Origin of the sequence: Variovorax sp. LjRoot290, assembly GCF_964253985.1 — a bacterium.
GTDB lineage: Bacteria > Pseudomonadota > Gammaproteobacteria > Burkholderiales > Burkholderiaceae_C > Variovorax.
The window spans coordinates 2,780,953-2,794,658 of the sequence record NZ_CAXURW020000001.1 but is presented as its reverse complement, the minus strand read 5'-3'; the positions used below and the strand labels follow the sequence as shown (position 1 = coordinate 2,794,658).

At 66.6% G+C, this 13,706-nt stretch carries 17 protein-coding genes; 15 read left to right on the top strand and 2 right to left on the bottom strand.

Features of this window, described 5'->3' with window-relative positions; all coding sequences use genetic code 11:
* Positions 1–11 precede the first annotated feature (11 nt).
* Positions 12–725, bottom strand: coding sequence for an ABC transporter ATP-binding protein (locus tag ACSQ9A_RS14045; RefSeq protein WP_436306296.1), 714 nt, complete (start codon positions 723–725; stop codon positions 12–14).
* Positions 726–1,277: 552 nt separating this feature from the next.
* Between ACSQ9A_RS14045 and ACSQ9A_RS14040 the strand changes: the two genes are divergently transcribed.
* The 13 genes from ACSQ9A_RS14040 to ACSQ9A_RS13980 all read left to right on the top strand — a co-directional run bounded on the left by ACSQ9A_RS14040 (position 1,278) and on the right by ACSQ9A_RS13980 (position 12,516).
* Positions 1,278–3,053: a methanol/ethanol family PQQ-dependent dehydrogenase gene (locus tag ACSQ9A_RS14040; protein WP_436306295.1), complete on the top strand. Its 1,776-nt coding sequence runs from the start codon at positions 1,278–1,280 to the stop codon at positions 3,051–3,053.
* A gap of 99 nt (positions 3,054–3,152) precedes the next feature.
* The gene (locus ACSQ9A_RS14035) at positions 3,153–3,557 is read left to right on the top strand and encodes a c-type cytochrome (protein ID WP_436304063.1); all 405 of its coding nucleotides are present in this window, start codon (positions 3,153–3,155) and stop codon (positions 3,555–3,557) included.
* Positions 3,554–4,444: a substrate-binding domain-containing protein gene (locus ACSQ9A_RS14030; RefSeq protein WP_093110135.1), complete on the top strand. Its 891-nt coding sequence runs from the start codon at positions 3,554–3,556 to the stop codon at positions 4,442–4,444. The genes ACSQ9A_RS14035 and ACSQ9A_RS14030 overlap by 4 nt, the downstream gene beginning before the upstream one ends.
* A gap of 28 nt (positions 4,445–4,472) precedes the next feature.
* Positions 4,473–5,156 carry a hypothetical protein gene (locus ACSQ9A_RS14025; RefSeq protein WP_436304062.1) on the top strand — a complete coding sequence of 228 codons (684 nt, stop codon included), beginning with the start codon at positions 4,473–4,475 and terminating at the stop codon, positions 5,154–5,156.
* Between the two features lie 29 nt (positions 5,157–5,185).
* Positions 5,186–5,554 carry a hypothetical protein gene (locus ACSQ9A_RS14020; RefSeq protein ID WP_244504004.1) on the top strand — a complete coding sequence of 123 codons (369 nt, stop codon included), beginning with the start codon at positions 5,186–5,188 and terminating at the stop codon, positions 5,552–5,554.
* 24 nt (positions 5,555–5,578) lie between these two features.
* Positions 5,579–6,562, top strand: a complete 984-nt coding sequence (locus ACSQ9A_RS14015) for a cytochrome D1 domain-containing protein (protein WP_436304061.1) — start codon at positions 5,579–5,581, stop codon at positions 6,560–6,562.
* A gap of 44 nt (positions 6,563–6,606) precedes the next feature.
* On the top strand, positions 6,607–7,152 hold the full coding sequence (locus ACSQ9A_RS14010) for an SRPBCC family protein (RefSeq protein WP_093110138.1): 546 nt from the start codon (positions 6,607–6,609) through the stop codon (positions 7,150–7,152).
* A gap of 23 nt (positions 7,153–7,175) precedes the next feature.
* The gene (locus ACSQ9A_RS14005; RefSeq protein WP_436304060.1) at positions 7,176–8,195 is read left to right on the top strand and encodes an AAA family ATPase; all 1,020 of its coding nucleotides are present in this window, start codon (positions 7,176–7,178) and stop codon (positions 8,193–8,195) included.
* A gap of 15 nt (positions 8,196–8,210) precedes the next feature.
* Positions 8,211–9,083 carry a DUF58 domain-containing protein gene (locus ACSQ9A_RS14000; RefSeq protein ID WP_436304059.1) on the top strand — a complete coding sequence of 291 codons (873 nt, stop codon included), beginning with the start codon at positions 8,211–8,213 and terminating at the stop codon, positions 9,081–9,083.
* A complete protein-coding gene (locus tag ACSQ9A_RS13995) occupies positions 9,080–9,964 on the top strand; it encodes a calcium incorporation protein MxaA (RefSeq protein WP_436304058.1) in 885 nt (294 codons plus the stop codon). Before ACSQ9A_RS14000 ends, ACSQ9A_RS13995 begins: the two co-directional genes overlap by 4 nt.
* Before the next feature lie 7 nt (positions 9,965–9,971).
* The gene (locus ACSQ9A_RS13990; RefSeq protein WP_436304057.1) at positions 9,972–10,973 is read left to right on the top strand and encodes a vWA domain-containing protein; all 1,002 of its coding nucleotides are present in this window, start codon (positions 9,972–9,974) and stop codon (positions 10,971–10,973) included.
* Positions 10,970–11,521: an MxaK protein gene (locus ACSQ9A_RS13985; protein WP_436290370.1), complete on the top strand. Its 552-nt coding sequence runs from the start codon at positions 10,970–10,972 to the stop codon at positions 11,519–11,521. The genes ACSQ9A_RS13990 and ACSQ9A_RS13985 overlap by 4 nt, the downstream gene beginning before the upstream one ends.
* Positions 11,518–12,516, top strand: a complete 999-nt coding sequence (locus ACSQ9A_RS13980) for a vWA domain-containing protein (protein WP_436304056.1) — start codon at positions 11,518–11,520, stop codon at positions 12,514–12,516. The genes ACSQ9A_RS13985 and ACSQ9A_RS13980 overlap by 4 nt, the downstream gene beginning before the upstream one ends.
* On the opposite strand, the gene ACSQ9A_RS13975 is transcribed toward ACSQ9A_RS13980, so the two are convergent.
* Positions 12,398–12,865 carry a transposase gene (locus tag ACSQ9A_RS13975; RefSeq protein ID WP_436304055.1) on the bottom strand — a complete coding sequence of 156 codons (468 nt, stop codon included), beginning with the start codon at positions 12,863–12,865 and terminating at the stop codon, positions 12,398–12,400. The genes ACSQ9A_RS13980 and ACSQ9A_RS13975 overlap by 119 nt on opposite strands.
* Positions 12,866–12,885: 20 nt before the next feature.
* Here ACSQ9A_RS13975 and ACSQ9A_RS13970 point away from each other — a divergent pair, with 20 nt between their 5' ends.
* Both ACSQ9A_RS13970 and ACSQ9A_RS13965 read left to right on the top strand, forming a co-directional pair.
* Positions 12,886–13,212 (top strand): ArsR/SmtB family transcription factor, encoded by a 327-nt coding sequence (locus ACSQ9A_RS13970; RefSeq protein WP_212733699.1) that lies wholly within the window; start codon positions 12,886–12,888, stop codon positions 13,210–13,212.
* Positions 13,209–13,673 carry an SRPBCC family protein gene (locus ACSQ9A_RS13965; protein ID WP_436304054.1) on the top strand — a complete coding sequence of 155 codons (465 nt, stop codon included), beginning with the start codon at positions 13,209–13,211 and terminating at the stop codon, positions 13,671–13,673. Before ACSQ9A_RS13970 ends, ACSQ9A_RS13965 begins: the two co-directional genes overlap by 4 nt.
* Positions 13,674–13,706: the final 33 nt, after the last annotated feature.

The window sequence follows — 13,706 nt, the reverse complement described above, 5'->3', positions numbered from 1 at the left end:
ATTTTCAAGTTTCAAGTTGTGCGCGCGATGAAGCCCTCCTCCAGCGTGTCGCCGCCGAGCAGCCGGCTCACCTGCGCCGGCGTGCCGTCCGCCAGCAGCGCTCCCTTGTGCAGCACGAGCACGCGGTCGGCTTCCTCGGCTTCGTCCACCCGATGCGTCGCCCACAACACGCACACCCCGCGCTCGCGCACGTCCGCGCGCAAGGCGGCCAGCAGATCCTGGCGCGATTTCGGATCCAGCCCGACCGTGGCTTCGTCCATCAACAGAACGGCCGGACGATGCAAACCCGCGCGCGCGAGCTCGACCTTGCGCCGGTTGCCGCCCGACAGCTCGCGCACCTTGCGGTCCAGATCTGCGTCGATGTTCAAGCGCTCGCAGGCCGACGCAATGCGCTCCTGCGCCAGCCGCCGCGGAAGGCCATGCAGGTCGGCCTGGAACAACAGGTTGCGCCGGATGCTGAGGTCGAGATCGAGCGACATCTGCTGAAACACGACGCCGATATGCCTGAGCGCAGCGGTCGCGGAATGGCGCAGCGAATGGCCGGCCACTTCGACCTCGCCTTCGTCAGCGGCGAACATGCCGGTCAGGACCTGGAACAGCGTCGACTTGCCGGCGCCGTTGGGCCCCAGCAGCGCCACGAACTGACCCGCAGGCAGACGCAAGGACAACGACTGCAGGGCCGTGCGCGTGCCATAGCGCTTGGTTAAGTCAATGGTTCGCAGCATGGAGGCCGAAGGGATTCGTCGAGCTGTCGTAGTTTCAATGATCAAGGGTATTTGCCGTTCGCTATCAATCCGCAAATTCTGTGCCTCTTCCCTTCGCAGGGTTTTCACTGAAATCCGTCCTACACATTTGCCCGCGCAAGCGCCTCTGCAACCCATCGGCACTCGACATCCGTACTTGGCGCGAGACACTTTGCGTCAAATTTGGATGCGCATGCGGCGCATTGCCGCCGCGACGCGTGACGTGCGGCGCGGCGAAGGCATCCAACGCTGGGGATTTCCCTAGGTCCGATAGTCCTCTTGCAGCCCTCGAAAACCGGCATCCGCCGAGGAGACAGCGCACCCTGCCGATCGAAGCCGCATCGGTGAGCTCGACGACTGGGTGGCGGCATGGTGGGCATGGATGTTGCGGTCCGCAGCCTTCGCCAAACCGATCGAATAGATCCGAAGGCTGCTGCCAATTCGTGTTCGATACCCACTGTCAAATGTGAGGAGACATTTATGAAATTTTCCAGGCAGATCGTCGGCCGTCTCGTGCGGCACGTCGGTGTCGCGATGCTTGCTCTTCCGGCCTTGGCGCTTGCCAATGCCGATGTAGAGAAGAACGTCGCGAACTCGAAGAACTGGGCGATGCAAGCGGGCGATATGTTCAACCAGCGCTACAGCAAGTTGAACCAGATCACCAAGAGCAACGTCGGCAAGATGCAGGTCGCATGGACCTTCTCTACCGGCGTGCTGCGCGGCCACGAGGGCTCGCCCCTGGTGGTCGACGGCACGATGTACCTGCACTCGCCGTTTCCGAACAAGGTGTTCGCGCTCGACGTCGAAACCCAGAAGATCCTGTGGAAGTACGAGCCGAAGCAGGATCAGTCGGTGATCGCGGTCATGTGTTGCGACACGGTGAACCGCGGCCTGGCCTATGCCGAGGGCAAGGTCTTCCTGCAACAGGCCGACACCACCCTGGTCGCACTCGACGCCAAGACCGGCAAGGTGGCGTGGTCGGTGAAAAACGGCGATCCGAAGGTCGGCGCCACCAACACCAACGCGCCCCATGTCTTCAAGGACAAGGTCATCACCGGCATCAGCGGCGGCGAGTTCGGCGTGCGTGGCTTCCTGGCTGCCTACAACATCAAGGATGGCAAGCTGGCCTGGAAAGGCTACAGCACCGGGCCGGACGAAGAGATGCTGATGGACCCCGGCAAGACCATGACCTGGACCGACGGCAAGCTCGCGCCGGTCGGCAAGGACTCTTCGCTGAAAACCTGGAAGGGCGACCAGTGGAAGATAGGCGGCGGCACCACCTGGGGCTGGTACAGCTACGACAAGGCCACCAACGCCGTGTACTACGGCACCGGCAACCCGTCGACCTGGAACCCTTCGCAGCGCCCCGGCGACAACAAGTGGTCGATGAGCATCTGGTCGCGCGACGTGGACACCGGCAAGGTTAACTGGGTGTACCAGATGACGCCGTTCGACGAATGGGACTTCGACGGCATCAATGAAATGATCCTGGCGGACATCAACGTCAAAGGCAAGCCGACCAAGGCGCTGGTGCACTTCGACCGCAACGGCTTCGCCTACACGCTGGACCGCGTGACCGGTGCGCTGCTGGTGGCCGAAAAATTCGACCCCAAGGTGAACTGGGCCTCGCACGTCGACATGAAGACCGGCCGGCCGCAGGTGGTGGCCAAGTACTCGACCGCGCAGAACGGTGCCGATGTCAATACCAAGGGCGTCTGCCCCGCGGCGCTGGGCAGCAAGGACCAGCAACCGGCTTCCTACGACCCCAACACCAAGCTCTTCTACGTGCCGACGAACCACGTCTGCATGGACTACGAGCCGTTCAAGGTCGAATACACGGCTGGCCAGCCCTACGTGGGCGCCACGCTCTCGATGTATCCCACGCCGGGCAGCCATGGCGGCATGGGCAACTACATCACCTGGGACGCCGGCACCGGCAAGATCGTGCAAAGCAAGGCGGAGAAGTTCTCGGTGTGGAGCGGTTCGCTGAACACCGCCGGCGGGATCTCCTGCTACGGCACGCTGGAGGGCTATCTCAAGTGCGTCGATGCCAAGGACATCAAGAAGGAGCTCTTCAAGTTCAAGACCCCGTCAGGCATCATCGGCAACGTGTTCACCTATGAGCACAAGGGCAAGCAGTTCATTGGCGTCCTCTCCGGCATCGGCGGCTGGGCCGGCATCGGCATGGCAGCGGGCATCGATCCAGAGAAGAGCACCGAAGGACTCGGCGCTGTCGGCGGCTACAAGGAGCTGAGCCAGTTCACCGAGCTCGGCGGTTCGCTGACCGTGTTCGCGCTGCCGAGCAACTGAGCCGCAAGCCGCAAGCCGCGATGTGCGGGCGGGCCGGGAGAGCACTCATGAGAGGGCTCTCCCCTCTACTTTCCCAAAGATATCGGAGACCCAGGAGCCATGAAATTTCGTACGTCAACGTTGCTGCCGTCCCTTCTTCTGCTCGCCGGCGTGGCCTGCACAATGGCCGTCGCAGCGACAGACCCGGCGCCTTACAAAGTAACCGAGGGCTACAAGGTGGACCCGGAAACCATGAAGGGATTTCGCGCCTGGCGCTCCGCCGCCTGCGATCGCTGCCACGGTCCCAACCAGGAAGGCATGGTCGGCCCTTCTCTCATCAACAGCCTGAAGACGCTGAAGAAGGAAGAGTTCGTCAAGATCGTGCGCGACGGAAAGCTCGACAAGGGCATGCAGAGCTTCGGCAACAACCCCGCGGTGATGGACAACATCAACCAGCTCTACGCCTACCTCAAGGGCCGATCCGACGGCGCGATCACCCGCGCCAGAGTGGAAGAAAACAAATGACCGTCCGGCAGCCCGCTGGCAGGCCCCGGCCCATCGGCGCCCGCCTGCGCGCGGGCGTCGTGGGCGCGGCATGCTGTTGCGCGCTGATTCCCGCCGTGGCCCAGGACACGCCGGCGCGCAAGGCGCTGCGCGTGTGCCAGGATCCGAACAACATGCCCTTCTCCAACACCAAGGGCGAGGGCATCGAGAACCGCATTGCCGAGCTGTTCGGCAAGGCGCTCGGACTTCCGGTGACCTACTACTCGTTCCCGCAGCGGCTGGCCTTCTTCCGCAACACGCTGCGCTTCAAGCTGCCGGGACAGGACTACCCCTGCGACATCGTGATGGGCGTGCCGGTCGGCCTCGACGAGGTCTCCGTCACCAAGCCCTACTACCGCTCGACCTATGCCCTGGTTTTCCCCAAGGGCAAGGGAATGGACCACGTGGCCTCGGCCGAGGATTTCCTCAAGCTCGATCCGGCCAAGCTGAAGGCGCTGCGCATCGGCATCTACGACCGCTCGCCGGCCTCGCAATGGCTCAACCGGCACGGCCTGCTCGAACAAGGCGTGCCTTACAAGCTCATGAGCGCCGACCCGGCGCAGTATCCGGGCGAGATCGTCGAGCGGGACCTGGCCGAGGGCAAGCTCGACGCCGTCGTCGTCTGGGGTCCGATCGCCGGCTTCTTTGCCCAGCGCGTCAAGACGCCGGCCCTGGTCGTGGTGCCGCTGAAGTCCGAAAAGGGAATCCGGCTCGACTACCAGATGGCCATGGGCGTGCGCTACGGCGAACGCGAATGGAAGCAGCAGGTCGAGGGGCTGATCGAATCCAAGGCGCCCGAGATCCAGGCGATCCTCAAGGAATACGGGGTCCCGCTGGTCGATGCATCGTTCGGGGCGCCCAATAACTAGAGCCTGTACAGACTCCAAGCCGACTTCCATGCGCTTCGCCGTCGCCGCCTCGCTTTGCGCCTTGCTCGTCTCGCCACTGGCCTCCCGGGCCGAGGGCGAGAAGCCCGACTTCTCGGTCGCGGAGCGCCTGCTGTTCATGACCCCGCAGCTGCAGAGCGTGCAGGCGCCGACCCTGCTGCGCTACACCTTCAGCAAGACAGGCAGTCTCGAAGAGGGTTTTGTCGACAGCGTCACGGTGGGCCTGAGCGCCAAGGCCGACGGCAGCTGCTGCGATGCCAAGGGTGCATTCCTGAGCGGAGAGCGCAAGCTGCAGGTGCCCGATGTGCCGGCAGCCGCCGGCAACCCCGTCATCCTCTACTTCCTCGAGCATGACGTGCGCGAGATGAAGCGCCTCACCGGGGGCTCCGAGAATCATTTCCGCAAGCGCCTGCGCATGGCGGTCTACCAGGGTGCCGAAGTGCGCGACGCGACGATGCGCTACCAGGGGCGCACGGTCAAGGGCAAGGAGATCGTGTTCAGCCCGTTCCTGGACGATCCGAACCGGCCGAGGTACGAAAAATTCGCGAAGAAGAACTATCGCTTCCTGCTCTCGGCCGCAGTGCCCGGGGGCGTCTATGGCATCCGGACGCAGATCCAGGGCGAAGGCCTGGCCGCCAAGCCCCTCCTCGTCGAGGAACTCCTCATCGAGGGTGCCAAGGCGCCGGCGCGCTAGCGCCACTCTTTCGAAACCTGGCGAACCTCATGAAGAAAACCCTCCGCCTTCTCTGCTTTCTCGGCCTGCCGATGGCCGCGCATGGCGCCGCGCTCGCGAACGATTTCCCCACCGTGGACCGAGTGCTCTACGTGCAGGAATGCATGGCCGCACATCCCGGCACCAGTACCTTCGAGATGATCAACAAGTGCTCGTGCGCGCTCGACGCGCTCGCCAAGGAGGTGAAATACGCGGACTACGTGCAGCTGAGCACCGCGAGCAAGGCCACCACCATCGGCGGCGAGCGCGGCGGCTACATCCGCGATTCGGAAAAGCTGCAGGCCGACATCAAGCGCTACCGCGCGCTCCAGGCCAAGGTGAAAAAGGGCTGCTTCATCGGCCCGGCCAACGGACGCTGAACGGCGCCCGAAAAGCGCACAGCCATGACGGGCACCGCAACACCTGTGCGCCACGGATGGATCGCTGCCTTGATGCTGTGCACTTCGGCCTGGTCCTCGCCCTTCGCCTACATCACCAACCAGGGAAGCCATGACGTGTCCGTCATCGACCTCGCCTCGCAGCAGGTCGTGGCCACCGTCGCCGTCGGCCGGTCGCCGGCCGGCGTGGTGGCGTCCGACCGTGCGGGCCGCGCCTTCGTGTCCAACCCCGACAGCAAGACCATTTCGGTCATCGACATGCGGCAACAGAAGGTCGTGAACACGCTGGCTGCGGGAGACGGCCCGGTGGGCCTCGACATCTCGGGCGATGGCCGGCACCTGTACGTCGCCGACTGGTACGGTGCCCGGCTGCTGGTGTTCGACGCGCGCGGCAGCGGCGCCGCGCCGCCCCTGGCCTCGATTCCAGTGGGCCGGGCGCCCGCCGGCGTGGCCGCGCACACCGACAGCGCCACCGTGTTCGTGGCCGAGCGCGACGACGACAGCGTGGCCGTGATCGACACGGCCAAGCGGCGAGTCCTGGCGCGCGTGCGTGTCGGCAGCCACCCCTTCGCGCTGCTCTACGACGCGCCGCGCGCACGGCTCTACGCGCTCAACGTGCAGAGCGACGACATCTCCGTGATCGACATGCGCGACACGCGGCGGCCGGCCGTCATCGCGACCGTGAAGGTCGGCAAGTCCCCGTACGGCGCGGCACTGGCGCAAGGCGGTGCGCTGCTGTTCGTGACCAACCAGCGCGACGACACCGTCAGCGTGGTCGACGCCGATTCGCTGCGGGTGCGGCGCACCCTCCCCGGCTTCGCCTATCCCGAGGGCATCGCCGCGCACGCGGACCGCGTCTATGTCGTGAACTGGATGGACGACAACGTGCAGGTTCTGGATGCCGGCAGCGGACGCAAGCTCAAGACCATCGCCACAGGGCAGAACAGCCGCGCGTTCGGCGCCTTCATCGGCGCGCCGATCGATCCCTGAGGATTATCAGAGCGACCCTTTTCTCAACCCATCGCAGAACATCCATGCTGACACACGCTCCCGGCCGACGGGCTCTCTCGATCCTCGCCGCGTCCCTGCTTCTTGCCGCATCGGCCTCCAGCCTGGCCCACGGCCCGACGCGCCAGAAGGTGACCGAAAAAGTCACCGTCGAGGCGCCGGCCGACGCCGTCTGGGCCAAGATCAAGAACTTCAACGCGCTGAAGGACTGGCATCCGGCCGTGGCGGAAAGCACCGCCGACAAGGGCAACACCGAAGGCTCGGTGAGAACCCTCAAGCTCAAGGATGGCGGCACGCTCGTCGAGGCGCTCGAAAGCTACGACGACGCGCAGAAGAAGTACAGCTACCGCGCCAAGGACGGCGGTGCGCTGCCGGTGACGAACTACACCTCCACGCTCTCCGTCGTCGCCGACGGCGGCAAGTCCGTCGTGGAGTGGCGCGGCGCCTTCTATCGCGGCTTTCCGAACAACAACCCGCCGCCGGAACTCAACGACGAGGCTGCGCTGAAGGCCGTCACCGGCGTCTACCGCAGCGGACTCGGCAACCTGAAGAAGCTGATGGAATCCAAATAGCGGGCCCGCTCGGAACCAGCACCATGGGCTTTCAAGAACAACTCGAAAACTGGCGCCATCTCGCGCTGCGCGTCGAGGACGAGGTCGCGAAGGCGGTGATCGGGCAGACGCAGACGATCCGCCTCATCAACGTCGCGCTGTTCGCGCGCGGCCACGTGCTGCTCGAAGGCGATGTCGGCGTCGGCAAGACCACGGTGCTGCGCGCCTTCTCGCGCGCCATCGGCGGCGATTTCGAGCGCGTCGAGGGCACGGTCGACCTGATGCCGGGCGACCTGGTCTATCACACCTACGTCGATGCCCAAGGACGCCCGCGCATCGATCCGGGACCTCTGCTGCGCCACGGCGAACGGCTGGTCACCTTCTTCTTCAACGAGATCAACCGGGCCCGGCCGCAGGTCCAGTCGCTGCTGCTGCGTGCGATGGCCGAGCGCACCGTCTCCGCCTTCGACCGCGAGTACAGCTTTCCGCACATGACGGTCTTCGCCGATCGCAACAAGGTCGAGCGCGAAGAGACTTTCGAGCTGGCGTCGGCGGCGCGCGACCGCTTCATGTTCGAGCTGAACATGCCCAAGCCCGCCGACCGCGGCATTCGCCAGTCGCTGGTGTTCGACACCGCATTCCACGACACCGAAGGCCTGATCGACAAGGTGGCGCCGGCCATCCTGCCCTGGGACCGGCTCAACGCCATCGGCGCGCAGGTGCAGCGCACGGTGCGCGCCAGCAAGACCATCGAGCGCTATGTGCTCGACCTGTGGGAGGCCAGCGAGACGCCGCAAAAGTTCGGCATCCGGCTCGACGGCGTGGACATGGATCGCCTGATCCTCGCCGGCGCCAGCCCGCGCGGCATGAGTGCGCTGCTGCGCGCGGCGCGCACCGTGGCCTGGCTCGAGGGGCGCGCGCACCTGGAGCCCGCCGATCTGACGGCTGTGCTGCCTTCTGTGCTCGGGCACCGGATCTTCTTCACGCCGGTCTACGAGCTGCGCCGGGCCGAGCTGTCGGAGGCGCTGGTGATGCAGATCATGGACAAGATCGCCGCGCCTTGAAACATCGAGGCAGCGATGGACCGCGTCGACGAATTCCACTATCGGCTGCCGCTTCGCTTCGGCGGTTGGCGCCCGGGTGCGCAGCGCGGCCTGAGCCAGGGCAGCGGACAGGAGTTCGCCGCGCACCGGCGGCTCTTCGACCATCCCGATCCGCGGCGCATCGACCTGCGCGCCAGCGTTCGCGACGGCCGCGGCGACTGGCTGGTGCGCATCCACCGGCTGCGCGTGGCGATCCCCGTGCATCTGGTGGTGGATGTCTCGGCCTCGATGCATTTCGGTGCCGACAGGCGCAAGCTCGACGTGGTGGCCGATCTCGCCGAGGCATTGGGCTACAGCGCATTCCGCACCGGCGACTCGGTGGGCCTGCTGGCTTTCGACCAGCGCGAGCGCGACGATCTGTTCGTGCCCGCGCGCCACAGCCGCGGCAACGGCAGCCTGATGGCGCGCATGCTGCGCGACTGCCGTGCGGCACCGGGCATGGTGCCGCACGGCAGCGCGCTCGACGGCCTGCGGCGCACGACCGAACGCCTGGTCGGCCGCGGCGGCCTGGTGTTTCTTGCCTCCGATTTCCATTGGCCGGTCACTGCCCTCGGTGAGCTGCTCGATCAGCTGGCGCCGGCCTGCGTCGTCCCGGTGGTGGCCTGGGACCCGGCCGAGACCGAGCCACCGCACGAGCGCGCGCTGGTTGCCCTCAGCGATGCCGAAACGGGCGTGCGGCGCAGCCTGTGGATGCGCGAGTCACTGCGCACGCGATGGCGCGAGGCTGTCGCAACACGGCGCGCCGAACTCAGGACCTTGTTCGACGCGCACGGCATGCCGCCCTTCCATCTGCACGGCAGCTTCGACGCCGAGGCCCTCACACGCTACTTCATGGAGACGGCGGCATGAAGGCCATCCGGGCGGCGGTGATGGCGGTGGCGCTAGGCGCCAGTACCGGTGTTGCGCTGAGTGCCGACCCGGTCGCCGCCACGGTCGAACAGCCGCGCAGCTTCGGCCATGTGCTGGGCGACGTCCTGACGCAGCGCGTGCTGCTCGAGCATGCGGGCCGCCCCCTCCAGGCCGGCGCCCTGCCGGCCGCAGCACGGATCGACCTCTGGCTGGAGCGCAGACCTCCGCGGATCGAAACCGATGCGCAAGGACGGCGCTGGCTGGCCATCGACTACCAACTCGTCAACGCGCCGCGCGCGCTGAGCGCCATTGCGCTGCCGGCAATGAGCATCGCCACTGCCTCGGGCCCGACGCTCGCGCTGCCCGCGTGGGCAGTCAGCATCGCGCCGCTGACGCCGCCGGACGTGTTCGGCCAGGGCGATCTGCAGCCGCTGCGCCCTGACCGCCCGGTCGCTGCGCTTCCGACCGATGCCATCGAGCGGCAGATGAGGCTTTCGCTCGCCACCTTGCTGGGCGTGCTGCTGGCTTGGTTCGCCTGGTGGGCCTGGCGCAACGCGCGGGAAGCGCGGCACCTTCCTTTCGCGCAGGCCTGGCGCGAACTCAAGCGCATCGGCGACCCGGGGAGCGCGCAAGCCTGGCGCGTCGTGCATCGCGCACTGAACACCAGTGCCGGGCACGTGGTCCACGGCGCCAGCCTGCCGCGGCTGCTGGCCGAGGCGCCCTATCTGCGCCCGCTCCAGGCGCGGCTCGAGGACTTCTACCGCGAATCCACGAGGCGCTTCTTCGCCGGCGACGCTGCCGCAGCAGAGAGCGATTCCCCCTACCCGCTCAGACCGCTGTGCCGGGCCCTGCGCGATGCGGAGAAGCGCCACCGGCGCTAGGCGAACCATGCGCTTCGACTTCGCCCAGCTCTGGATGCTCGTTCTGCTGCCGCTCGCGCTGCTGCCGCTGCTGCGCCGGCGCAGCGATACGCTGGACTTCCCGTACCTGGCCTGGCTGCCGGCCGACCGCATCGGCCGCGTCGCGGGTTTCCTCTGGCGCGGCTTCGCGGTCGCAGCCATCGCGCTGACCGTGCTCGGACTCGCCGGTCCCGGGCAGTCGGGCGCCCAGGTGCAGCGCACCGGCCGAGGCGCCGAGGTGCTGATCCTGATGGACCGCAGCAGCAGCATGGATGCGACGGTTCACACCAACGGCCTGCAAACGGCGGGCCGCATGTCGCAGGAGCCCAAAGCCAAGGTCGTGCGTGACCTGCTGAGCGACTTCGTCGCGAAGCGGCCCGACAACCGCTTCGCCTTCATGACCTTCAGCACGGTGCCGATCGCCGTCGTGCCCTTCACGCAGAAGACGGACACGGTACAGGCCGCGCTCGCCGCCAGCGCCATCGGGCGCGGCCTGCCCGAAACCCGCATGGGTGTCGCGCTCCTGGCCGCCATCGAGGAATTCGAAAACCGCAGCTACTCGGGAAGCCGCGTGATCCTGATCGTCTCCGACGGCGGCGCCCAGCTCGACGAGGCCACGCGCCAACGCATCCAGGCAGGCCTCGCGCGCGAGAAGATCGGCCTGTACTGGATCTACGTGCGCAGCGGCCCGAACTCTCCCAACCTCAACACCGGGACGGCATCGGCCTACGGCCTCGGCGAAGAACTGGCGCTGCACCAATTCTTCAAGACGCTGAGCACGCCCTACCGGCTGTACCAGGTGGACGACTCCAACGCCATGGCCGCGGCGATGGCCGAGATCGACCGGCAGCAGAACTTCCCGCTGACCATCCACGAGCGGGTACCGCGGCGCGACCACGGTGGCGCCTTCTACCTTGCAGCGATGCTGTGCTGCGCCGGCCTGCTCGCCTGCCGCGCGCTGCAGCTTCAAAGCTGGCGGGCAAGCCCATGAAGCGACGCACCGTTCACCTGGTCTTCGGCGTTCTGAGCCTGTGCTGCGCGGGCGCGGCGCTGGAGCGGGGCTTGCGTTTGCGACAGACGACGGGCCTCAATGCCGAGATCGCCCGCATCGCCGATGCGCCTGCCGGCAAGGATGCGACGGGGATTCCTCTCCGGTCTGCGCGCGAGCTGCAGCTGGCGCAGGCGCTGGCCCTCTCGAAGGCCGGCAATCACGACGCCGCGCTCAAAGGCTATGCGGGCCTGCTCCAGAATGGCGAACGCGACCTCATCGCGCAGCAGGCGCTCTTCAATCTCGGCAACATGTACCTGCGGCAAGGCCTGGCGCAGCAGACTGGCGCCGAGCCGCTGTTCGAACTGGGCAAGCAGCGATTGCGCGACCTGCTGCGCGCGGCGCCGCAGGACTGGGATGCGCGCTACAACCTGGAGCGCGCGCTGCGCCTGGCGCCGGAAGAGCAGGAAGCCTTTTCCGCCGAGCAGCAACAGTCGGTCGAGCAGCGCCGGGTCCGGGTCCCCGGATTCGTCGCCGGGGACTTGCCGTGAACGCCGCCTGGCGGCGCGTCGGCAGCAGCGGCAGCTGGCCGCTGTTGGCGGCCTTGCTGTTGCTCGCACTGGCGGTCTGGCCGCCGCGTGTGCAGCTGCAGCGCCCGGTGTTCGAGTGGCAGGTCAGCTTCGACATCACGCAGAGCATGAACGTCGAGGACGTCGAACTCAACCATGCTGCGGTCAGCCGGCTGACGCTGGCGCGCGCAGCCATGCGCGATGTGCTGGGTGCGTTGCCGTGCGGTTCCAAGGTGGGCTGGAGCGTCTTCGCGGACTACCGCTCGCTGGTGATCCTCGCGCCGATCGAGGTCTGCAGCCACTACGAAGAGCTGCTGGCCTCGCTCGAACGCATCGATGCCCGCATGCGCTGGGCCAACGCCAGCAACGTCGGCAAGGGCGTGACCTGGGCCGTGCGCGGCGCCAGGACCATCGGCCCGCACACCAGCTTCGTCTTCATCAGCGACGGGCAGGAGTCGCCGCCGCTGCGGGCCAACGAAACACCGCCGATGGTCGACGTCACGCCCGGCGAGGTGCAGGGCTGGCTCGTCGGCGTCGGCGGCGACGTGCCGGTGCCGATTCCGAAGACCGGCAGCAGCGGCGAGCCCGCCGGCTACTGGAAGCCGGAGGACGTGGTGCAGGGCTCCGCCATCGGCGGCACGCAGAACCACGAGCATCTTTCCGAGCTGCGCCAGGACCATCTGCAAGCGCTGGCCAAGCTCGTCGGCGTGAACTACCGGCGCCTGCGCACACCGGACGCGCTGAGGACGGCCATGCTGGACCGCCGCTTCGCACAGAGCCAGGCGGCAGACATTGACCTGCGCTGGATCCCGGCCGTGCTCGCCTTGCTGCTGCTGGCCTGGCGATTCGCGCCGGATTTCAGCCTGCTGCGTCGCTGGCAGCCACTGCGGTTACGCGTCCGCCAAGATCATTCAGATGGGCCGTGTTCTTCTGCAGGCCCCGAAAGCGCACCCTCTGCAAGCCGAACTGGCGCTTGACCACCCGGAACGGGTGCTCCACCTTCGCCCGAATGCTGGCCTTGCGGTGCTCTTGCCTCTGGGCTCGAATCTTCGCTCTGCCCTCGGGCAACTTGGCGATGTCGCTGGGCCGCGCCGCGATGTGCCATTGCAGGTCGTCGCGTTTGACGCGGCCTTGCGCTCCGCGATAGCCGGAGTCGGCCCATACAGCTTCTTCCTTACCGTGCAGCAGATCGGCTACCTGCTCAACGTCTGCCTCATTGGCTGGCGGGCGAACTGGCCTCTGCTTCGGCGAAAGGGAAATCGCCGTCCGGGTTGAACGGGGTTTGGCAGAAGTCAAACAAATTAGCGTTGACTTATTAATTAGCATTCGCTAATATAAATCCCATGATGCAAACCGCCCCCCTCGACACCGTCATGCGCACGCTTGCCGACCCCACCCGGCGGGCCGTCTTCGAGCGGATCGCGCACGCGCACGAAATCAGCGTGGTGGAGTTGACCCAGGGCAGCGGCGTGACGCAGTCCGCCATTTCGCAGCACCTGGGCTCGCTCAAGCGGGCGGGCCTGGTGGTGGACCGCGCGCAGGGCCGCAACGTCTTCTATCGCGCCGACCCCAAAGGCCTGGCGCCGCTTGCCGACTGGATGGGCCACTACGGCGTGTTCTGGCGCAAGCGCTTTGCCGACCTCCGAACCCTCTTGAAAGAAATCGACCCATGAACGACGCCGCCTTGAAATCCGCCACGCAAGACATCGTGGTCGACGAAGTGTTTCCCCACGCGCCCGAGACCATCTGGAAGATCTTGACCACAGGCACGCTGATCGCACGCTGGCTGATGGAGCCGCGCGGCTTCGCGCCCGTGCAGGGCACGCGCTTCACGTACCAGACCAAGCCGGCCGGCGCTTGGGACGGCACCATCCACTGCGAAGTGTTGGAGGTCGTCCCGAACGAGCGCTTCGTCTACGCCTGGAAGGGCGGCCATGAGAGCAACAACGGCTACGGTTCGCGGCTGGACACGCTCGTCACCTTCACGCTGGCCAAGGTCCCGCAAGGCACGCGATTGAAGCTCGTGCATTCAGGCTTCGTGACGCCCACCAACGACACCGCGTTCCAGAACATGCGCGATGGCTGGCGCAAGGTCGTCCCCAACCTGAGCAACTTCGCCAACGGGCCGCACTGACGCGCGACCTCAAACACCACCTTAAGACAGGAG